Source organism: Comamonas sp. Z3, from assembly GCF_008121565.1.
GTDB classification, from domain to species: domain Bacteria; phylum Pseudomonadota; class Gammaproteobacteria; order Burkholderiales; family Burkholderiaceae_C; genus Comamonas; species Comamonas brasiliensis.
Genome location: NZ_VOQU01000003.1, coordinates 456,198 through 477,400, shown reverse-complemented (window position 1 = coordinate 477,400; position 21,203 = coordinate 456,198). Strand labels below are relative to the sequence as shown.

At 65.4% G+C, this 21,203-nt stretch carries 17 protein-coding genes; 6 read left to right on the top strand and 11 right to left on the bottom strand.

The genetic code is table 11. The features are described from left to right. Positions 1-7: 7 nt before the first annotated feature. Positions 8-1,261: a glycolate oxidase subunit GlcF gene (glcF, locus tag FSY59_RS10655; protein WP_148728939.1), complete on the top strand. Its 1,254-nt coding sequence runs from the start codon at positions 8-10 to the stop codon at positions 1,259-1,261. Between the two features lie 76 nt (positions 1,262-1,337). Further along, entirely contained in the window at positions 1,338-2,090 is a 753-nt protein-coding gene (locus FSY59_RS10650) for a ProQ/FinO family protein (protein ID WP_003059652.1), read from the top strand. Positions 2,091-2,145: 55 nt separating this feature from the next. Here FSY59_RS10650 and FSY59_RS10645 read toward each other — a convergent pair whose 3' ends face one another. Together FSY59_RS10645 and FSY59_RS10640 are read right to left on the bottom strand one after the other, a co-directional pair. Next, positions 2,146-3,576 (bottom strand): aldehyde dehydrogenase family protein, encoded by a 1,431-nt coding sequence (locus tag FSY59_RS10645; RefSeq protein WP_148728938.1) that lies wholly within the window; start codon positions 3,574-3,576, stop codon positions 2,146-2,148. Positions 3,577-3,696: 120 nt separating this feature from the next. Next, positions 3,697-5,823, bottom strand: a complete 2,127-nt coding sequence (locus tag FSY59_RS10640; protein ID WP_043370509.1) for a PQQ-dependent dehydrogenase, methanol/ethanol family — start codon at positions 5,821-5,823, stop codon at positions 3,697-3,699. A 161-nt stretch (positions 5,824-5,984) separates the two neighbouring features. Between FSY59_RS10640 and FSY59_RS10635 the strand changes: the two genes are divergently transcribed. Further along, entirely contained in the window at positions 5,985-7,136 is a 1,152-nt protein-coding gene (locus FSY59_RS10635) for a helix-turn-helix domain-containing protein (protein WP_050873022.1), read from the top strand. A 117-nt stretch (positions 7,137-7,253) separates the two neighbouring features. Beyond that, positions 7,254-7,769, top strand: a complete 516-nt coding sequence (locus FSY59_RS10630) for an AmiS/UreI family transporter (RefSeq protein ID WP_003059656.1) — start codon at positions 7,254-7,256, stop codon at positions 7,767-7,769. Between the two features lie 58 nt (positions 7,770-7,827). Here FSY59_RS10630 and FSY59_RS10625 read toward each other — a convergent pair whose 3' ends face one another. Together FSY59_RS10625 and lplT are read right to left on the bottom strand one after the other, a co-directional pair. Then, positions 7,828-8,712: a DMT family transporter gene (locus FSY59_RS10625; RefSeq protein ID WP_003059657.1), complete on the bottom strand. Its 885-nt coding sequence runs from the start codon at positions 8,710-8,712 to the stop codon at positions 7,828-7,830. An 81-nt stretch (positions 8,713-8,793) separates the two neighbouring features. Next, positions 8,794-10,095, bottom strand: coding sequence for a lysophospholipid transporter LplT (lplT, locus tag FSY59_RS10620; protein ID WP_050873007.1), 1,302 nt, complete (start codon positions 10,093-10,095; stop codon positions 8,794-8,796). A gap of 132 nt (positions 10,096-10,227) precedes the next feature. Here lplT and alr point away from each other — a divergent pair, with 132 nt between their 5' ends. Further along, positions 10,228-11,334 carry an alanine racemase gene (gene alr, locus FSY59_RS10615; RefSeq protein WP_003059659.1) on the top strand — a complete coding sequence of 369 codons (1,107 nt, stop codon included), beginning with the start codon at positions 10,228-10,230 and terminating at the stop codon, positions 11,332-11,334. Positions 11,335-11,403: 69 nt separating this feature from the next. Here alr and FSY59_RS10610 read toward each other — a convergent pair whose 3' ends face one another. The 3 genes from FSY59_RS10610 to FSY59_RS10600 all read right to left on the bottom strand — a co-directional run bounded on the left by FSY59_RS10610 (position 11,404) and on the right by FSY59_RS10600 (position 14,910). Beyond that, positions 11,404-12,603 carry an aspartate aminotransferase family protein gene (locus tag FSY59_RS10610; RefSeq protein ID WP_148728937.1) on the bottom strand — a complete coding sequence of 400 codons (1,200 nt, stop codon included), beginning with the start codon at positions 12,601-12,603 and terminating at the stop codon, positions 11,404-11,406. A 260-nt stretch (positions 12,604-12,863) separates the two neighbouring features. Continuing rightward, a complete protein-coding gene (locus tag FSY59_RS10605; protein WP_148728936.1) occupies positions 12,864-13,676 on the bottom strand; it encodes a YggS family pyridoxal phosphate-dependent enzyme in 813 nt (270 codons plus the stop codon). A gap of 4 nt (positions 13,677-13,680) precedes the next feature. Beyond that, positions 13,681-14,910 carry a benzoate/H(+) symporter BenE family transporter gene (locus FSY59_RS10600; protein ID WP_148728935.1) on the bottom strand — a complete coding sequence of 410 codons (1,230 nt, stop codon included), beginning with the start codon at positions 14,908-14,910 and terminating at the stop codon, positions 13,681-13,683. A gap of 107 nt (positions 14,911-15,017) precedes the next feature. Here FSY59_RS10600 and FSY59_RS10595 point away from each other — a divergent pair, with 107 nt between their 5' ends. Beyond that, on the top strand, positions 15,018-16,499 hold the full coding sequence (locus FSY59_RS10595; RefSeq protein WP_148728934.1) for a PLP-dependent aminotransferase family protein: 1,482 nt from the start codon (positions 15,018-15,020) through the stop codon (positions 16,497-16,499). 171 nt (positions 16,500-16,670) lie between these two features. Here FSY59_RS10595 and FSY59_RS10590 read toward each other — a convergent pair whose 3' ends face one another. The 4 genes from FSY59_RS10590 to bioA all read right to left on the bottom strand — a co-directional run bounded on the left by FSY59_RS10590 (position 16,671) and on the right by bioA (position 21,081). Further along, positions 16,671-17,639: a porin gene (locus FSY59_RS10590; RefSeq protein WP_148729024.1), complete on the bottom strand. Its 969-nt coding sequence runs from the start codon at positions 17,637-17,639 to the stop codon at positions 16,671-16,673. 225 nt (positions 17,640-17,864) lie between these two features. Further along, positions 17,865-19,061 carry an 8-amino-7-oxononanoate synthase gene (bioF, locus tag FSY59_RS10585; RefSeq protein WP_148728933.1) on the bottom strand — a complete coding sequence of 399 codons (1,197 nt, stop codon included), beginning with the start codon at positions 19,059-19,061 and terminating at the stop codon, positions 17,865-17,867. Beyond that, positions 19,058-19,741, bottom strand: a complete 684-nt coding sequence (bioD, locus tag FSY59_RS10580) for a dethiobiotin synthase (RefSeq protein WP_050873016.1) — start codon at positions 19,739-19,741, stop codon at positions 19,058-19,060. Before bioD ends, bioF begins: the two co-directional genes overlap by 4 nt. Then, positions 19,738-21,081, bottom strand: a complete 1,344-nt coding sequence (bioA, locus tag FSY59_RS10575) for an adenosylmethionine--8-amino-7-oxononanoate transaminase (RefSeq protein ID WP_003059667.1) — start codon at positions 21,079-21,081, stop codon at positions 19,738-19,740. The genes bioD and bioA overlap by 4 nt, the downstream gene beginning before the upstream one ends. Between the last annotated feature and the right edge of the window lie 122 nt (positions 21,082-21,203).

Genomic DNA, 21,203 nt, shown 5'->3' with positions numbered 1-21,203 from the left:
GCACCCCATGCAAACCAATCTCGCGCCCGAATACCGTGCCACGCCAGAAGGCCAGGAAGCCGAAGCCATTTTGCGCAAATGCGTGCATTGCGGCTTCTGCACCGCCACCTGCCCCACCTACCAGACCCTGGGCGATGAGCTGGACGGCCCGCGCGGCCGCATCTATCTGATCAAGCAAGTGCTCGAAGGCCAGACGCCCACGCGGTCCACGCAACTGCACCTGGACCGCTGCCTGACCTGCCGAAACTGCGAATCCACCTGCCCCAGCGGCGTGCAGTACGGCCATCTGGTCGACATCGGCCGCAAGATCGTCGATGAACAGGTCGAGCGCCCCACGGGCGAGAAGCTGCAGCGCTGGCTGCTCAAGGAGGGCATGAATTCCCCGCTGTTCGCCCCCGCGTTGAAGCTGGGCCGCGCCGTGAAAGGCCTGCTGCCCGAGTCCCTGGGCGAGAAGATACCGGCCGCCCAGGATGCCGGGGTCTGGCCCGTGCGCGAGCACGCACGCAAGGTGCTGCTGCTGGCAGGCTGCGTGCAGCCTGCCATGATGCCGCGCATCAACTACGCCACGGCCCGCGTGCTGGACGCCGTGGGCGTGCAGACCGTGATTGCCGACAAGGCCGGTTGCTGCGGCGCGGTGAAATTCCACCTCAACGACCAGGACGGCGGCAAAGCCCAGATGCGCGCCAATATCGACGCCTGGTGGCCGCTGGTGGAACGCGGCGAAGTCGAGGCGATCGTGATGAACGCCTCGGGCTGTGGTGTCACCGTCAAGGAGTACGCCCATCTGCTGCGGCTGGAGCCGCAATACGCCGACAAGGCCGCGCGCATCAGCGCCTTGACCCGCGACCTCAGCGAATTGCTGCCCGACATGCTGCCCGAGCTGGTGGACAAGCTCAAGGACCGCATCACCGCGCCCCGGGCCCCCGTGGCCTACCACCCGCCCTGCACGCTGCAGCATGGGCAGAAACTGCGTGGCGGCGTGGAGGCGGGCCTGCGCGAGCTGGGCTTCGATCTGCGCGTGGCGCGCACCGAATCCCATCTGTGCTGCGGCTCTGCCGGCACCTACTCGGTGCTGCAGCCCGACATCTCGCACCAGTTGCGAGACCGCAAGATCGCAGCACTGGACGAGCCGTTCGCGCCCGAAAAGCCGGCGGCGATTCTCTCGGCCAATATGGGCTGTATCGTCCATCTGCAAAACGGCACCGAGGTCCCGGTCATGCACTGGGTGGAGCTGCTGGATCAGGCGCTGGCCACCGGCTGACACCCCCGCATGCCACTGCAGTTTGCAATGCTGGCATGATTGGGGGTTTTGTTTTCCCAGGCCCACGGGCTTTGCCATGACTGAAATCGTGTCTGAATCACAAGAGCAGAAAGCCACGCAAGCGGCATCGCAGCACAGCGTGCAGGACTCGCAGCCCGGCTCACGCTCGCGCCGAGGCGGCCGTGGCCGCCAGAACCCGGCTCCTGCCGCCAAAGCCGCCCCGCAGGCCGCACGCCCGCAACACCCCTTGCTGGAGCAGCTGGCGCAGTGGCACCCAGCCCTGTTCGGCGAGCAGTTGCTGCCCTTCAAGCGCGGCATTTTTGAAGACCTGCTGGCCGCCCACCCGGAGCTGGACAAGGACGCACTCAAGAGCGCGCTGCAGCAGCACACCCGCTCCGGTCGCTATCTGGCGGCCATGGCCAGCGGTCAGCAGCGCCATGACCTGAGCGGTCAGCCCGTGGAAGCCACGCTGCCCGAGCATGTGCACCACGCGCTGATCGAAGTCTTCCGCCGCCGCCAGCAGCGCACGCAGGAAGACCTGACGCCCAAGCTGCGCAACCGTATCGTCGTCGCCTACGAAGCCTCCGGTCTCACGCGCGAGGATTACGCCGAGCGCGTGCAGGGCCGTGACGAAAAGACCAATGCCCTGGTGGCCGATGCGCTGGCCGAGGCCGACGCCCGTGCCGCCAAGGACGAAGCGCTGCTGCGCTCCTTCGAGCTCAGCGGCCAGACTTCGGAGCAGGAGTTCGCCGAGATGTACGGCATGAACCCGCGCCAGGTCGCCCAGCAGCTGGAACGCGCGCGTCGCCGTCAGCAGAATATTCAATAAAAAAAGCTGCTGACGCCCATCAGATAGGCGCCAGCAGCTATTGATTTTGAATAGGTCAGGCCGCGCCGTAGCCCATGACGGCCTTGGTTTCCAGGAAATCGCGGAAACCATGCTCGCCCCATTCACGGCCATTGCCTGACTGCTTGTAGCCGCCGAACGGCGCATTGAAGTCAGGCCCCGCACCGTTGAGGTGGACCATGCCTGTGCGCAGTCGTGCGGCCACGCGCCGCGCACGCTCCAGGCTGCCCGACTGCACATAGCCCGAGAGGCCGTACACCGTGTCGTTGGCCATGCGGATGGCGTCTTCCTCGTCATCGAAGGGAATCATCACCAGCACGGGACCGAAGATTTCCTCGCGCGCGATGGTCATGTCGTTGCTCACGTCGGCAAACACCGTGGGTTTGACAAAGTAGCCCCGGGCCAGCCCCTCGGGGCGGCCTGTACCGCCTGCCACCAGGGTCGCGCCCTCTTCAATGCCCTTGCGGATCAGGGCCTGGATCTTGCCCCATTGCGCCTCGCTGACCACGGGGCCCATGTGCATGCCCTCGGCCAGCGCATCGGCTACGGTCGCTGCGGCGGCGACGCTACGGGCAATCTCCACGGCCTGCCCATGCAGGGCGCGCGGCACGAACATGCGCGTGGGAGCATTGCAGCTCTGGCCCGAGTTCATCAGCACCGCCTGCACGCCCTGGGTCACGGCCTTTTGCAGATTGGCGTCATCCAGCACGATGTTGGCGGACTTGCCGCCCAGTTCCTGGGCCACGCGCTTGACGCTGTCGGCCGCAGCCTTGGCCACGGCAATGCCTGCGCGCGTGGAGCCGGTGAAGGTCATCATGTCTATTTCGGGGTGGGAGGACATGGCTTCCCCCACACCGGGGCCGTCGCCGTTGACGAGGTTGAAGACGCCGGCCGGCACGCCCGCCTCGTGCAGCACCTCGGCCACGAGCAGGGCATTGAGCGGCGCGACCTCCGAGGGCTTGAGCACCATGGTGCAGCCGGCAGCCAGGGCCGGAGCGACCTTGCACATGATCTGGTTGATGGGCCAGTTCCAGGGCGTGATCATGCCGACCACACCCACGGGCTCGTGCACGACGGCCGTGCTGCCCTGCACCTGTTCGAAGGCGAAGTTCTTGAGGACCTCGATGGTGGAGCCCAGATGGGCCACGCCCATGGCGGCCTGTGCCGCCTTGGACAGCCACAGCGGCGCCCCCATCTCCTGCGAGATGGTCTGCACAAAGTCGCCGTAGCGACGCTGGTAGACCTCCAGCACCTTGGCCAGCAGGGCCAGGCGCTCTTCGCGGCTGGTGCGCGAGTAGCTCTCGAAGGCGCGGCGCGCGGCGACGACGGCCTTGTCCACGTCGGCGGCCGAGCCCATGCTGATGCGGGCGATGGCCTGCTCGTTGGAGGGATTGATGACCTCCAGGCTGCGCGGGCTGACCGGATTCACCCATTGGCCGTCGATGTAGAACTGCAGATGGTCTTGCATAAGGCTATTTCCTTGGTGTCGAGTCAAAAGAAGAGGTTTGCGATCTGGGGCCGCCGGTGCGTGGCTCGGGCGCACCGGTGGTCCGGCGGCCCGGCGCACCGGCGTGGTGGAGTGCAGGCTTCAGGGCTTGGGCCGGATGGCGTCCGCCGTGCCCTGGATGAAGGCCTTGAGGGACTCCACGTCATCGCCCGACAACTTGCCCGTGAAGTCCGGCATGCCGCGCACCATGGCCGGGCCCTTGAAGACAAAGTTTGGCAGGTTCTCGATATAGCTCGCGTCCATGTAACCCAGATTGGGAATGTTTCCGCCACGGTCCACGCCAGGCACGCCGTGACAGAAAACGCAGTTGGCCACATACAGCATGGTGCCGGCCTCGACCTTGGCGGGGTCGTATTTCACGCCCTGCAGCAACTGGCCGGTGCGCTGGGCCACGAACTCCGGCATCCTGGCCTTGCCGCCCACGACGAAGGTATAGACCGTGCCCGGGCCCTGGCGCTCGGTGGCGCGCGCAGCCAGACCGTAGACACCGCCCCAGCCCACGGCCACAGAGACATACTGCCTGCCGTCCACCATATAGGTGCTGGGCGCGGCCACCACACCGGTGCCCGTGGGCGCTTCCCACAGTTTCTCGCCCGTGGCCGCGTGATAGGCCACGAGGCGGCCATCAGCCGTTCCCTGGAACACCACATTGCCCGCCGTGGTCAGCGTGCCGCCGTTCCAGGGCGAGACATGCTCCACGCTCCAGGCGGCCTTTTGCGCAACGGGGTCCCAGGCCAGCAGACGACCAAAGGGCTTGCTCTTGGGCGGCTCGGCATTGAAGAACTTGGCCGTGTTCCAGCCGGTGCCCGACTGGGGCTTGCCCGGTCCGGCCTGGTTGAACTCCCATTTCTTGTCGTCCATCAGGTTGACGGGCACGTTCTGCGCAGGCAGATACACCAGGCCCGTCTGGGGGTTGAAGGACATGGGGTGCCAGTTGTGCGCGCCATATGGGCCCGGCACCGCGTCCTGGGGCTTGCTGCCGTCGCGCGCTGCGGCAATGCCGATGGGCTTGCCGTGCTTGTCGTAGCCGCTGGCCCAGTTCACGGGCACGAAGTTCTTGGCCGAGATGAACTTTCCATTGGTGCGGTCGAGCACGAAGAAGAAGCCGTTCTTGGGCGCATGCAGTATGACCTTGCGCGGCTTGCCGGCGATCTTGATGTCGGCCAGGATCATGGGCTGGGTGGAGGTGTAGTCCCAGTTGTCGCCCGGTGTTTCCTGATAGTGCCACTTGTATTTGCCGGTATCGGGATCCAGGGCCACGATGGAGGCCAGGTACAGGTTGTCGCCGCCCTTGGGGCTGCGCACCTTGTGCGACCAGGGCGATCCATTGCCCGTGCCCACGTACATGGTGTTGAGTTCGGCATCGAAGGTCATGCTGTCCCACATGGTGCCGCCGCCGCCGGCCTCCCACCATTTGCCGCTGGGGTCCCAGGTCCTGGCGGCGCGCTTCATGGACTCGTCCTCGAAGGGTTTGGAGGGATCGCCGGGTACGCTGAACCAGCGCCATTTCCGCTCCCCGGTCTCGGCGTCATAGGCAGTGATATAGCCGCGCACGCCATATTCGGCGCCGCCGTTGCCGATGATGACCTTGCCCTTGAACACGCGCGGGGCGCCGGTGATGGTGAGCGACCCCTTCTGCCCCTCGAAGGTATTTTGGTGCCAGACCTCCTTGCCGGTGGCGGCATCCAGCGCGATCAGGCGGCCATCCCACGCCCCCACATAGACCTTGCCCTTCCACAGCGCCACGCCGCGGTTGACGACGTCGCAGCACCCCTTGAAGCCGGTGCTGCGGTCGATCTGCGGGTCATAGGTCCAGATCCTGTTGCCGGTACGGGTGTCGATGGCATGCACCACGCTCCATGAGGCGCTGACATACATGATGCCGTCCACCACGACAGGCGTGGCCTCCACGCCGCGCGTGGACTCGAGGTTGTACGACCATGCCAGGCCCAGGTCCTTGACGTTGGCGGCATTGATCTGATCGAGGCGGCTGTAGCGGGTCTCGGCATAGTCCACGCCGATGGTGGGCCAGTCAGGCGTCCTGGCGGCATTGGCGCGGATGAAATCGCCGTCGACGCGCTGCACGGCAGCAGCAGCCTGCGCTGCAGGGCCGGTTTGCGCGAAAGCCGCTGCGCTGCCCAGGCAGGCGGCCAGCAGCCAGACCATGCGGCCCGGCCATCCATGAGAGTTGTCGATCAGCCGTTCCATCGAGGTCTCCTGTTGTGATTGCTATGCCGCAAAGCATGGTGTATCGCCTGTTTTTCTTCATGATCGGGATTTCCCCAGGCTCGAACTGTTCTATTGCGGAACACATTGACCGCTCCTGCGAACAGCCTGGACATGACATGAGCGTTGATGAGCCACGCGCGATGGACGCGCTACAGCAGTGCTTCTCGAGCACCGGAGCGGAGCGGGCCCTGCAGGCTCGCCGTCAATTCTTCGAGGCCGGCATACGTCCCTCGGGCCTGGTCAGCGAGGCGGTCATCCAGTCCTGGCTGCGCAGCCAGCGCCAGCATTGCAATGGACGGCGGCTGGCTCTGGCTCCCGTCAGCCCCAGCCGGCTGCATGCCACGCAGGAGCGCTGCCGCGGCCTGCTGCTCGCGCTGCAGCACGAGCTGCCGACCCTGGAGCAGGCCCTGGCGGGCACCGGCACGCGCGTGATGCTGACGGATGACAAGGGCATCGTGCTCCATGTCTCCCCGGCATCCATGCGGCCCCGTGACGAGAGAGTCGGCCTGAACATGTCCGAGCAGGCCATGGGCACGACCGCACCGGGCATCGTCGCCGCCACCGGCCAGGCCTGCACCGTCACCAACGGCGAGCACTATTTCGACGAGCTGTACGCCTTCCGCTGCGCAGCAGCACCGATACGCGACGTGCACGGCCGCCTGGCCGGGGTGCTCAATCTGATGGTGGAGGAGCAGCATTTCAGCTTCGACGCCAGTCCCGTGGTCGGCATGTACGCCACGACCATCGAAAACACCTTGCTGCAGGCGCAGTCGCACGAGCATCTGGTGCTGCGCTTTCAGGTGACGCCAGCCCTGCTGCATACGCCGCTGCAGGCGCTGATGGGCGTGGCCGCCGATGGCCGCGTCGCCTGGATGAACGGCACCGCCGCCCAGCTCATCGGCCAGCCCGGACATACAGCGTGCAACGCGCAGGAGCTGCTGGGCCTTGATCTGCCGCGCTTGCTGCAACTGAGCGGCCAGCCCGGCCCCGCGCCGCTGCGCCTGGCCAGCGGCCTGGGCGTCTGGATGCAGGCGCATCTGCAAACTTCGCACGGCCTTGGCACGCACCTGGACACCAGCAGCGCGCAAGACCTGGCCTGCCCCTTAGCCCCCGAAGCAACGCATGTCGCCGAGGCGCAGCCTCTCGCGACGCTGCGCGAGCACAGCGCACAGCTGATCAGGGAGACGCTGGACCAGCATGGCGGCAATGTCTCCCAGGCCGCGCGCGCCCTGGGCATCTCCCGCGGCACCCTGTACCGCCGTCTGCGCGGCGGTCGGGATGGGGAGTTCTGAGCCCATTCCCGACCCACGGCGCAAGACTCTTTTGCGTTCACCCAGGGTTACGCCCCGCCCCGCACGGCCCCACAATCCTCGCCGCGCTGCACCAGCCTGCAGCCAAGGAGCTTTTGTATGTGGTTGGGTTTGTCGCTGTTTTATGTGGGTGCGGTGCTGTTTCTCAACGGCCTGTGGATGCTGGGCAAGATTGCCGACAAGGAAATCTGGGTCATCAACATCTTCACCGGCGTGGTGTCGCTATGCATCGGTCTGGCCAGCATCTTCGGCCCGGCAGCCGATGCAGCATCGGTCAAGAGCGGCGCTCTGACCTTGCTGTTTGCCTTCACCTATCTCTGGGTGGCTTTCAATCGCTTCAGCGGTGCCGACGGCCGGGGTCTGGGCTGGTTCAGCCTTTTCGTGGCGATCACCGCCGTGCCCGTGGCCCTGGATACGCTGACCAGCGCCAGCTCGGGGCTGGACTGGTGGATGGGCGTCAATTGGGCCGCCTGGGCCGTGCTCTGGGCCTTGTTCTTCGCACTGCTGGCCCTGAGGAAAAGCATTGAGCGCCCCACGGGCTGGCTGTGCATCGCGCAAGGCGTGCTCACGGGCTGGGTGCCCGGATACCTGATCCTGGCCGGCAAGCTCCTGTAACCCAGCCAGCGCTCCGCTGCGGCGCGGCTCCTGCAGGATGCTCTGGTGTCGTGGCGGGCTACTTTCTCGGGGTTCTGCCCAAGGTCGCCAGCAACGCCGCACCCATGATGAGGGCGCCACCGGCCAGCGTGCGCGCCGAAAGCGCCTCATGGGCGATCAGCACCGAGGAGACACTGGCAAACACCACTTCGCTGAGCATGACCACCGAGGTCACGCCCGAAGGCAGATGGGCGGCACCGAATTGCAGGGCCCAGTTGCCCAGCATCAGCAGCACGGCCAGACCCAGCGCCACCAGGGCCCAGCTGCCGTCAAAGGCCGGAAAGCCAGGCACCACGCCCAGGCTGCTGGCGGTCAGGGCTGTCAGCAGGCCCATGCTCATGCAGCCGGCAAACATGGCCAGCATGCGGGCCTGGGCCGGAATGCCTTGAAAGCGGCGCAGCAGCACATTGGTCAGCGCGAACATGAAGCCGCCAAACACAGCCAGCGCATCGGCCAGGGTCAGTCCGGCAAACAGCCCGGAGAGCGAGGCATCGGCGGGCAGCAACACCAGCACCACACCGCCAAAGGCCAGCAACAGCCGCAGCAGCGCCATCGGCGTGGGCTTTTCGCCCAGCAGCTTCCAGGCCAGCAGCACCGCCCAGGCCGGCATGAGATAGAACAGCAGGATGACGCGCACCACGTCACCCACGGTCACGGCCCAGTTGAAGGCCACGTTGTTCAGGCCCGAGCTGGCCGCCAGCAGCAGGAGCACCGGGTATTGCCAGGCCTGCCTGATGCTGGCCGGGCGCAGTGTCAGCAGACCGGCCAGCACCAGTGCATACATCAATGCCGTGGCCCAAAGCGGATGCAGTCCGGCCTCATGCATGAGACGAAACGGCCACCATGACAGACCCCAGATCAGGGCATTGAGCAGCAGCGCAAATACAGGCAGTGGACTATGCATAAAAAAGGCTTCTAACGCTTACCCTACAAGCGCTAGAAGCTATTGATTGTGTAGTGAATGCAGCGCGCCGGCTGCAGGGCTTCAATGGCAGTCGCGACGAGCGATGTCCAGCAGTTTCTCGACCTCTTGCGGGTGCTTTTTGCAGTTATTCCAGTGCCAGAGGCCGATCAGCACCATGGTAGCGGCGACCAGCAGACCGAATACCGTGATCGCACCAAAAGCAGTCAATCCCATTTTGGTGGACAGGCTGTAGAAGCCGCCCATGGCCAGGATGGCCAGCTGCTCGTTGAAGTTCTGCACCGCAATCGAGCGACCCGCACCCATGAGGTTGTGGCCGCGGTGCTGCAGCAGCGCATTCATGGGCACGACCAGAAAACCGCCCAGACCGCCAAGCAGAATGAGGAAGGGCACGGCCACCCAGAGATTGTCGATAAAGATCATGCAGACCACGAGCAGACCCATGAGCACGCCCATGGGAATCACCCGCGTGGCGTTGTCCAGGCGCATGCGCATGGAGGCCAGCACCGCACCGAAGGCCGTGCCTATGGCGACCACCCCCACCAGGGCCGATGCCTGGGTGGTGCTGTAGCCCAGGGCCGCAGCGCCCCAGGCCAGCACGATATAGCGCAAATTGCCCGATGCGCCCCAGAACAGCGTGGTCGTGGACAGCGAGATCTGGCCCAGCTTGTCGGCCCACAGGCGTTTGCTGCAGCGCCAGAAATCGGGCAGCAGGCCCAGCAGATTGGCCACCAGGCTCTTGCTCGGGTCTTCACGCAGCGAGCGCATGGCCACGCCTGTCAGCGGAATGTGCAGATTGAACCAGGCCGCCACGATGTAGATCAGGATCAGCACGGCAATCGCGGCCTCGGCCGGGCTATCCACGCCGGTGCTGAAATACGGGAAGTCAAAGCCCAGCAGATGCTCGGAGATGGTCGGCCCCACCAGCTGTCCACCCACCAGCACTCCCAAAATGATGGAGGTGATGGTCAGGCCCTCGATCCAGCCATTGGCCTTGACCAGCTGGGAGGCCGGCAGCAGCTCGGTCAGGATGCCGTACTTGGCCGGCGAATAGGCCGCTGCGCCAAGGCCGATGACGGCGTAGGCGATCAGCGGATGATGGCCGAAAAGCATCATCAGACAGCCCACCACCTTGATGGCGTTGCTGATGAACATGACCCGCCCCTTGGGCAAGGCATCCGCAAAGGCTCCGACAAAGGGCGCCAGAACCACGTAGAACAGTGCGAACATGGGCACCAGGGCAGCACGTTGCCACTCCGGGGCACCATTGGCACGCAACAGCTCTACAGCGGTCACAAACAAGGCGTTGTCTGCCAGCGAGCTGAAAAACTGCGCTGACATGATGGTGTAGAAACCGCGCTTCATGAATTAGCTGTAACTGGCACCGGGCGGACCGATGCCAAGAAATAAGAGACCCCGTGGCAAGTGACTGGCGGTTATATCACGCAGGCTCCGGCTGACAGTGCCAGAATCCCACTGGTCTGATTGAGAAAAACCATGCCTCGTCCCATTACTGTCACCATCCATCCTGAAGCCGTTCGCCACAATCTGGAGCGGGTACGGCAAGCCGTCCCGGATGCCAAATTGTGGTCCGTGATCAAAGCCAACGCTTATGGCCACGGTATCGAAAACGTGTTTGAGGGGCTGCGAGCGACGGACGGCTTTGCCATGCTGGACCTGGATGAAGCACAGCGCGTGCGCCAACTGGGCTGGCGCGGCCCCATCCTGCTGCTCGAAGGCGTGTTCGAGCTGCGCGACCTGGAAATCTGCTCGCGCCTCGGTATCTGGCATGCCGTGCACTGCGACGAACAGATCGACTGGCTGGCCGCCCACAAGACCCAGGTCGGCCACCGTGTCTTCCTCAAGATGAACAGCGGCATGAACCGGCTGGGCTTTACACCCGAGCGTTTTCGTGCGGCTTATGCGCGGCTGAACGCCCTGCCCCAGGTCGACGAGATCTCGTTCATGACCCATTTCAGCGATGCCGACGTGGCGCATGGCATCGATCATCAGCTCAAGGTCTTCCACGAAACCACGCTGGACCTGCCCGGCGAGCGCAGCATCAGCAACAGCGCCGCCACCTTGCTGTATGGCGATGAGAGCAATGTGCGCTGCGACTGGGTGCGCCCCGGCATCGTGCTCTACGGCAGCTCGCCCGACTTCCCCGCTCACGACGCGGCCCACTGGGGGCTTGAGCCGACCATGACGCTGTCGTCCAGAATCATAGGCATTCAGGAGCTGCAGCCGGGCGATACCGTGGGCTATGGCTCGCGCTTCCAGTGCGACGCTCCGCTGCGTCTGGGTGTGGTGGCCTGCGGCTATGCGGACGGCTATCCTCGCGTCTGCCCCACAGGTACGCCGGTGCTGGTGGAAGGTGTGCGCACCCGCACGCTGGGCCGCGTCAGCATGGACATGATGGCCGTGGACCTGAGCCCCGTGCCCAAGGCCAGACTGGGCAGCGAGGTCACGCTCTGGGGCCGCGCCAGCAATGGCGCCGTGCTGCCCATCGACGAGGTGGCCGCTGCCGCCGGCACGCTGGGCTATGAGCTGATGTGCGCCGTGGCTCCCCGCGTGCCCAAAGTGGTGGAAGGCGCGGGCAAATAAGACTGCCCGCCTCCCGCAAGCCCGAAGCCGCTCATGGCAGCGGCTTTTTGCGGACTCGGCAGGCGCGGGCTAGACGGCGTGGTGGCTTGCGCCGCTGTCATGGCACAGACGGGCAACTCGAGCCACGATGTCGTCAATCTGCGCTTCGTCGCAGATCAGCGGCGGCAACAGACGAATCGTGCGCTCACGGGTCACGGTTATCAGCAATCGCTGTTCGGCCAGTGCGCGGCCGACCAGATCCTGACAGCTGCGGTCCAGCTCTATTCCAGCCATCAGACCCAGGCCTCGGATGGCCGTTACTCCAGGGTGTCCGCCCAGAGCCAGCCGCAGCCCGGCCAACAGGCGATCGCCCAGCAAGCCTGCCCGCTGCGCCATCCCGTCTCTGGCCATGATGTCGAGCACAGTGCAGGCGACTCGGCAGGCCAGCGGATTACCACCGAAGGTTGAGCCGTGCTGGCCCGGGGAGAACAGATCGGCGGCGGCGCCGCGCGCCAGGCAGGCGCCGATGGGGACACCGTTGCCCAGTGCCTTGGCCAGGGTCATCACATCGGGCGTGATCGCGGTGTGCTGGTGTGCGAACCAGGCCCCCGTTCGGCCCAGGCCGGTCTGGATCTCGTCGAGCATCAACAGCCAGCCCCGAGCGTCGCAAAGCTCTCGCAGCGCGCGCAGGTAGCCGGAGCTGGGGACACGGATACCGCCTTCGCCCTGTACGGGCTCAACCAGCACGGCAACGATGTCCGGCGTCTCCCGGGCCGCTTGGCGCACCGCATCGATGTCGTCATAGGGCACGCGCACAAAGCCGGGCATCTGCGGCCCGAAGCCCTGTTGCTTGGCTGCGTTACCAGTGGCAGCGAGCGTCGCCAGCGTGCGACCATGGAAAGCGTTCTCCATGACGAGGATTTGCGGCACGGCCACCTGTTTGCGATGGCCGTGCAACCGGGCGAGCTTGAGAGCCGTCTCGTTGGCCTCGGCGCCCGAGTTGCAGAAGAACACTTTCTCCATATCGGCCAGCGTGCACAAGCGCTGGCCCAGTTGCTCTTGCCAGTCGACACGGAACACGTTGGAGGTATGCAGCAGCGTCGCGGCTTGATCGGCCATGACGGCGGCTATCTCGGGATGGGCATGGCCCAGGCTGGTGACGGCCACTCCGGCGATGGCGTCCAGGTATTCCACCCCTTGCTCATCCCAGAGGCGCGCACCACGTCCGCGCACAAAAGAAACGGGCTGGCGGGCGTAGGCCCGCATCAGGTGAGAGTCGGTTTGCAACATGCAATGCTCCGGTGGGATGTGAAGGAAAGCTGGCGTGAATCAGCCGGTTCAGGAGAGCGCTGCAGCGGGTCGAGGCCCGGTGTCAGCGGCAAAAAACTGCACGCATTGCGTCTGCCGGGCATGGCGCAGCAGCTGTCGGACTTGCCGGCAGGCTTAGGCGCCCAGCGCGGAGACATTGCGCCGGTCCAGCGACCGCCATGCGCCACACCCGCACATGCCGCTTGCGATTGCGTCGATATAGGTGTCAATTGGTCGCGGGCTCAGTGCGGCGTATCCGGATCGGAGCGCACTGGCCAGTAGTGGCTGTCGGGCAATGCACGCGCGCCAAAGATGGCCTGCCCCACGCGCACCACGGTAGCGCCCTCCTCGATGGCAATCTCGAAATCGCCGGACATCCCCATCGACAACGCATCCAGCGCCATGCCCGCAGGCGCGCCTTGCCGCAACTGATCGCGCAGCTGACGCAGGAGAATGAAACACCGACGCACCCGTTCGGCTTCGGCGGAAAACAGCGCCAGCGTCATCAGTCCGCGCACGCGCAATGCGGAAAACACGGGCAGTTGCCGGATGAAGTCCGGCACAGCCTCGGGACTCAGGCCATATTTGCTGGCCTCGCCCGAGGTATTGACCTGCACAAACACGTCCAGCGACCGCCCTTCAGCCTGCAGGCGCCTGTCCAGCGCCTCGGCGACGCGCAGGCTGTCCAGCGCCTGGAACTCGCTGGCAAAGCGTGCCACCAGCCTGGCCTTGTTGGTCTGCAGATGGCCGATGACCGACCAGCGCAGATCGGTCAGGTCCTGCAGGGACTCCCATTTGCCAAAAGCCTCCTGCACCTTGTTCTCGCCCAGCCAGCGGCAGCCCGCCGCATAGGCCAGACGCAAACTGGCTTGCGGTTTGGTCTTGCTGACGGGCAGCAAGCGCACGCTGGCTGGATCTCGCCCCACGCGCTGGCAGGCGGCAGCGATACGCACCTGGACTGTGGCGAGGTTGCTGCGGAAATCCTCTACCGTGCGCGGCTCCAGGTACAGGCCATGCTGATCGTGGCGGGTCAGGGTTTCTGAAGTCATGGGCATCCCCTCATGCTTGTTCGATGGCGGCTGTCGCGCCCGGCCGTGCGCTCCACGGCATCTGCCCATTGAGCACCGCGTAGCAGAGCAGTCCGATAATCAGGCCCCAGAAGGCACCGCCAATACCCAGCAGCGTGATGTTGGCGGCGGCAGCCAGGAAGGTGATCAGCGCGGCCTCGCGCACCTTGGCATCCGCCAGGGCCGTGGCCAGGCTGGTGCCAATGGTCCCCAGCAGGGCGAGTCCCGCCAGCGTGGTGATGAAGGTGGCAGGAAAAGCCATGAAGACCGCCGCCAGCGTGACCCCGAACATGCCGACCAGGATGTAGCACAGGCCTGCAGCAACGCCGGCGATCCAGCGCCTGGACGGATCTTCATGCGCCTGCGGGCCCGTGGCGATGGCGGCCGTGATCGCGGCGATGTTGAATGCGTGCGAACCAAACGGCGCCATGAGCAGCGATCCCAGGCCCGTGATCGTGACGATGGGGTTGGCACTGGTCTTGAAGCCATCGTTGCGCAGCACCAGCATGCCGGGCATGTACTGGCCGGTCAGCGTGATGAGAAACAGCGGCAGCGCGACGCTGAGCAGGGCATTGAGCGAGAACTCCGGCCTGGTGAACACGGGAGCAGCGAGCTTCAACTCCAGCCCGGACAAATCAACCCGGTTCTGGGACAGCAAAAAGACCAGCCCCAGCACCAGAATGCCGACGACGGCATAGCGTGCCGAAATCCGCTTGAGCACCACATAGGCCACGATCAGCAGGCCAGCCAGCGCGGGATCGACGCTCATGCCGCCAAACGCCTTGATACCGAATTGCAGCAGGATGCCCGCGAGCAGCCCGGCCGCAACGCCGGCGGGAATCAGCCGGATGACGCGCTCGAAATAGCCCGACAGTCCCAGCACCACGAAAGCCAGCGCCGAGACCAGATAGGCCCCCACGGCCTCGGCGTAAGGCGTGGTCGCCAGGGCCGTCACAAGGAAGGCCGCCGCAGGCGTGGACCAGGCCGTGATGATGGGCTCGCGCGTCACCCAGCTCAGCAACAGGCCTGTCACCCCGACGCCCATCGAAATCGACCATACCCAGGAGGCCGTCAGCTCCGGGTCGAGGCCCGCCGCCTTGGCCGCCTGGAACACCAGGATGAAGGTGCCGCCGTAGTTGACGATGACCGAGATCAGGCCTGCCACGACGGGATGAATGAGATCGTTCCAGCGAAGGCGCGCTGGCGAGTGGATGGTTGACATGGTCTTGCAGGAGCTCTTGAAAATTGATTGGCCTTGGGAGGCCTGCGATTTATAGAATCAAAATGGACTGATGTTCCCCGCCACTTTTTTGAAGGCATACAGACCAATTGTTCAAGCACGCCCAACTCGAATCCGTCAAGGCCTGGATCAGCGACCCCGCTCATGGCCCCTTGCCGCTGCATGCCCGCATCCAGCGGGCCCTGCGGCAGCTGATCCTCGATGGCGCGCTGGACGTGGGCCGGCGCCTGCCGGCATCGCGCGCCCTGGCCCAATCGCTGGCCGTCTCGCGCGATACGGTGGAGACCGCCTATACCCAGTTGCATGCCGAAGGCTTTATCGAACGACGCACGGGCAGCGGCAGCTTTGTGTCCGAGCAGGTGCAGCGACTTCCGGGGCGTGGCCAGATGTACAGCCCTGTAGGGCACACTCCCGCCTTGCGCTTGAGCCAGCGTGGCGCAGCCATGTTCGCGGGCGGTGGCCTGCGTGATTTCCTGGCCCCACGCGCTTTTGCGCCCGGTGTGCCGGAGACACGCAACTTTCCGCTTCAGACCTGGGAAAGGTTGCAGCGGCAGGTTTTCAAGGAGTACGGCACCCAGGCTCTGCTGCACAGTCCGCCACAGGGCACCGAGGCTTTGCGCCAGGCCATTGCCGCCTATGTCAACCTGGAGCGCGGCGCGCGCGCCACGCCCGAACGCGTGCTGGTGTTGACCAGTTCGCAGCAGGCGCTGACCCTGTGTGCCAATGTGCTGCTCGATGCAGGTGACCGCATCTTCATCGAAGACCCGGTGTATCACGGCGCACGCAAAGCCTTCGATGCGGCGGGGCTGGAGTGCGTGCCCGTGCCGCTGGATGCCGACGGCATGCAGGTGGATCTATTGCAGACCATGCCCTGCGCCAAGGCCGTGTTCCTGACGCCCTCCCACCAGTTCCCGACGGGCACCACTCTGGCCCTGGATCGCCGGCTAGCCGCCATTGCCTGGGCGCAGCAGGAGCAGGCGTGGATCATCGAAGATGACTACGACAGCGAGTTTCACTACGCCGGCAAGCCCAAGGCCTGCGTGCAGGGGCTCGATCAGCACGAGCGCACCATCTATATCGGCACCTTCACCAAGTCGATGTTCCCCGGGCTGCGCATTGCCTATATGGTGTTGCCAGCTTCGCTGGTTGCCCCCATGACGGTGGCGCGGACCTTGCTCGATGGACACAGCGCACCCATTGCGCAATTGACACTGGCGCGGTTCATCGAAGGCGGACACCTGGGCGCGCATGTGCGTACCATGCGCGCCGTCTATGCCGAGCGGCGTGACGTGCTGGCTCGGCTGGTACGCGAGCACCTGGGGGATTTTCTGGAGCCGAGGGTGCCTGCGGGCGGCATGCAGATGCCGTGTCGCTTGATTCGCGACATTTCCGAGCGCGCCGCCGTGGATTGCGCCCGCAAAGCGGACATCGACCTGCTCGGGTTGACGCAGTTGCATGCATCGAACCCGCACCAGGCGGGTTTTCTCATGGGATTTGCCGCTCACACACCGCATGAGCTGGAAGTCGCTGCCAAAAAGCTGGCGAGCGTGCTGCGTACGCTAGGCACCTGACCGGCTCCATGCACCCGGTACCCGATGCAGCACCAGCAGTCCTGGTGTGCCCCCCGCCAGCAGAGTGCGCAGCCGTGCCGTGCCGTGCCCAAGCGGGTGGACGGTGCGAGCAAGTAGACCGGCCTGCGCCCCATCGACAAGCCGCGGCAAGAACAGCGGCTTTTTATCACCTCAGAAGGCGTGCGACATGCCTGCGCCCAGCGAGGTGCTGCCGCCTTTGTGGTCCGGCCGCTGGTGCCCCAGGCTGAGGTATAGCGTGGTGCGTCTGGACAGCGCATGGTCTGCGCCCAGCGAATAGAACAGACGGGTATCGCCATCAAGCTTCTGCCGCCCCACGCCGACCCTGAGCGTGGTCTGCGCGGCCAGCTTGTGCGTGGCACCGACCGAGAGCACGCGCGAGCGCCCCAGGCCCTGGGCCCTGCAGCTGTCGTCGGCCGAAGCCATCAGCGAAGTGTCGCCCAGCGTCGTTTCGCCCAGCGTGGTGACGCCCAGCCGGTACTTGACGGCCCCAAACAGGGCCCGGTCGCCGCTGCCGTTGCGGTCAAGCGCCAGCAGGCCCGACAGCGGACCACTGGCGTATTCCAGCGATGCCGCATAGGGCTTGCCACCGCCCGCGCCCTGGGTACGCTCGGGCGATCCGCTCAGATGCAGGGTGAAGCCGCCAAGCGTGGGCGAGTCATAGAAAATGCCGTTCGGCGTACGGCCGAATTCGGGCGCGCCGTTGTTGCTGACACGATCCGTGGGCGCGTAATAGAACCACTGGTACCAGGCCGAGGAGGCCACGCGATTGATATGCCCCCAGGGATCGAACTTCCAGTCATGGGCCCAGAGTGCCGACAAAGCCCGCCCCATGCGCACATGACCCCAGTCGCCGCGCAGGCCGACAGTGGATTCACCGTGCCAGAAGGGTTTTTGCCCAAAGCCTTCGTTCAGACCGGTGTCCAGATCCAGTCGATGGCTGAGGCGAAACGTGGTCTTGAGTCCGCCCCCCAGATCCTCGACACCCGAAAATGTGATGTGGCTGCGTTGAATCGTGCCCAGCTGCGCCGTGCCCTTGAAGTCGCGGTAAATGCCCAGATCAAGCAGACCGCTGATCTGGACCTGGGAAGACTGGCCCCAGGCCGCACCCAGCGCAAACATGCCCAGCGACGCGGCCAGACCTCGAGAAAAACCTATCAAAATCGCTCCTGACTGCGAGGTTGAGAATCAAGAATCCGCACGCGCCCAAGCGCAATCGCACCACCGGCCCGTGAATGGCCCAAGGGCCGGAAAGTTCGGTTTGATAACGGTCAAATCGGCGAAGGCCGCAGCCAGGGCCTTGTGCAACACAGGCCTGTCAGTGCAAATCCCTCCGCCCGGCCAGCGTCAGCCTGCCAGCTCCTGCAGCGCCGCCAGCAGCTGCTTCACGTCTGCCTCGGTGTGCAGCGCCGACAGGGCGATGCGCAGCCGTGCCGTCCCCACAGGCACGGTGGGGGGACGGATCGCCGGCACCCACAGGCCATGACGACGCAACCCTTCCATAAGGCTGAGCGCAGCGTCGTTGCCGCCCACCACCAGCGCCTGCACGGCGGTGTCCGATGGCAAAAGCCGCCAGCCCTTGCCCTGCAACAAGGGCTGCAGACCCGCGCGCAGCTGGGCGATACGGGCCTGCAACTGCAGGCGCAGGGCGCTTTGCTGCTCTATCAGCTGCAGACTGGTTTGCAATGCACGCGCCAGCATCGCGGGTGCAGCCGTCGCAAAGGTGTAGCTGCGCGTTTTCTGCAGCAGCCACTCGATCAGCAGTTCATGGCCTGCCACAAAGGCGCCCGAGACGCCGGCCGCCTTGCTCAGCGTGGCCATGTAAAGCACGCGTGGCGAAGCCTTGGCCCCCGTCAGCCCTGCGGCCGCCAGGCTGCCGCGGCCTTGCGGGCCGAGCACGCCGAAGCCGTGGGCATCGTCCAGCAGCAGCAGGGCGTCGTAGCGCTCGCACAGCGCCAGCAGACCCTCGATATCAGCCACATTGCCGTCCATGCTGAAGACGGCATCGCTCACCACCAGCTTGCGCTGCACCGGGCAAGCAGCCAGCAACTGCTCCAATGTGGCCAGGTCGCCATGCCCGAAACGGTGGATCTGTGCACGCGACAGGCGGCAGCCATCGATCAGGCTGGCGTGGTTAAGAGCGTCCGAAAAAATGGCACCGTCCGCGCCCACCAGCGCCGGGATGATGCTGGCATTGGTGGCAAACCCGGCATAGAAGTAAAGCGCACGGGGCAGTTGCACAAAGCGGGCCAGCTCTTCCTCCAGCGCGGCATTGGCCGTGCTATGGCCGTTGACCATGGGAGAGCCGCCCGAGCCCACGCCAAAGTCCTGCGCACCGGCGCAGGCCGCCTCAATCATGGCCGGGTGCTGGGCCAGCCCCAGGTAGTCGTTGCTGCAGAACTGCAGCATGGGCTGCCCGTCAACCTGAATGCGCGCACCTTGCAAGGGCGCCACGGTACGGCGGGTGCGGCGCAGCGCGGCGGCGTCCAGGGCAGCCAGCTGCCGTGGAATATCCTGCAGCCAGAAATTGGAAGATGTGGTCATTGCCATTCCTTGGGCAAAGAGAAACTGGTCAGGCGAGGATCGGGAGTGGCCTGCCATGGAATATCGGCCAGCAGCGGCGCGCCCAGCCGCCCCAGCTGATGACGCAGCCAGTCCATGTTTTCCTCGGGCACCAGCATCTGTGGCTCCACACGGCTGGCCACCCAGCCCGCCAGCGGCAAGCCGGCGGCGCGAATCGCCTCGGCCGTCAGCACCGCATGGTTCAGGCAACCGAGCTTGAGGCCCACCACCAGCACCACCGGCAGCTGCAGCGCCACGGCCAGATCGGCAATGCAAAGAGAGTCCGACAGCGGCACACGCCAGCCGCCCGCGCCCTCGACCACCACGGCATCGGCCTGCGCCGCCAATTGCCGGTAGGCGTCCAGAATCGGCGCCAGTGTCACCTCCACGCCCGCGCGCCGGGCCGCGATATGCGGCGACATGGGGTCTGGCAGCAACACGGGGTTGTCCAGCGCTGCCGGCACGGCCAGCGTGGAGGCAGCGCGCAAGGCCACCGTGTCTTCGTTGACCCAGCCGCCCTGCCCGTCGGGATCGGCGCCTGCGGCCACGGCCTTCATGCCCACCACGCGCGAATGGTGTCCTGCCAGTGCGTGCAGCAGTGCGCAGCTGGCCAGGGTCTTGCCCACACCGGTATCGGTGCCCGTGACGAAACAGCCGATCATGCTTTTCCCTTCTTCGCGGCAAGCTCCGCTTCCTGCTGCAAGGTGGTGTTCAGCGCGGCCAGCGCGGCCTGACCCAGGTGGGTGATATCGGCATCGTCCAGCACATAGGGCGGCATGCAGTAAAGCGTACGTCCTATGGGGCGCAGCAGCAGGCCCAGATCCAGCGCCGCCTGGTGATAGCGCTGCCCGAAGTCCGGCAAGGCGGTATCGATGTCCCAGGCCCATATCATTCCCTGCCGGCGCGCGTTGCTGACGCAGGGGTGAGCATTCAGCCCGGCGAATGCAGCACTGATCTTTTCAGCCAGTTGCCGATTGGCAGCCAGCTGGTCCAGCTGCTCGAACAGCTCCAGCGTGGCCACGGCAGCGCGGCAGGCCAGCGGGTTGCCGGTATAGGAGTGCGAGTGCAGAAAGCCGCGCGCGGCATCGTCGTCATAAAAAGCGGCATAGACCTCATCGGTCGTCAGCACGGCAGACAAGGGCAGCGTGCCGCCCGTCAAGCCTTTGGACAGGCAGATGAAGTCCGGCCTGATACCTGCCTGCTGATGGGCAAACAGGCTGCCGGTACGGCCAAAGCCCACGGCGATCTCGTCCACCACCAGATGCACTGAATAGTGATCGCACAGCGCCCGGGCCAGACGCAGGTATTCGGCGTCATGCATGGCCATGCCGGCGGCGCACTGCACCAGCGGCTCCAGAATCAGGGCAGCAGTCTCCTGGTGATGCGCTTGCAGCCAGGCCTCCAGACCCTCCGCTGCGCGGCGCGCCACATCGGCAGCGGATTCGCCGGGCCGGGCCTGGCGTGCATCGGGGCTGGGCACGGTGGCCGACAGACGCAACAGAGGGCCGTAGGCGTCGCGGAACAGCGCAATATCGGTGACCGACAGCGCACCTACGGTCTCGCCGTGGTAGCCGCCGGCCAGGCCCACGAAGCGGTGCTTGGCTGGCTGCCCCTGGTTGCGCCAGTAATGCGCACTCATCTTCAGCGCGATCTCCGTGGCCGAAGCGCCGTCGCTGCCGTAGAACGCATGACCAAGGCCAGTCAGGCCGGCCAGGCGCTCGGACAACTCGACCACGGGAGCGTGGGTGAAACCCGCCAGCATCACATGATCGAGCTTGCGCAACTGCTCGGTCAGTGCCGCCCGGATATGCGGATGCGAGTGACCGAACAGATTGACCCACCAGGAACTGATACCGTCCAGATAACGGCGGCCCTCGGTATCCATCAGCCAGGGACCGCTGGCATGGTCAATGGCAATCGGCGGCGCGGCTTCGTGCCGCTTCATCTGGGTGCAAGGGTGCCAGACATGGCGCAGACTGCGGCTGGCAAGGCTGTGGTCCATCAAAAACTCCTGAGGCGAATCACCGGCCTTGTCAAAACGCAGGCGCAGCGCGGCCTGGCCTGCACCGGAGGCAGGGCCATGCAATTTGCAACGAGAAAACCCCGGCGCGATGGCCGGGGGAG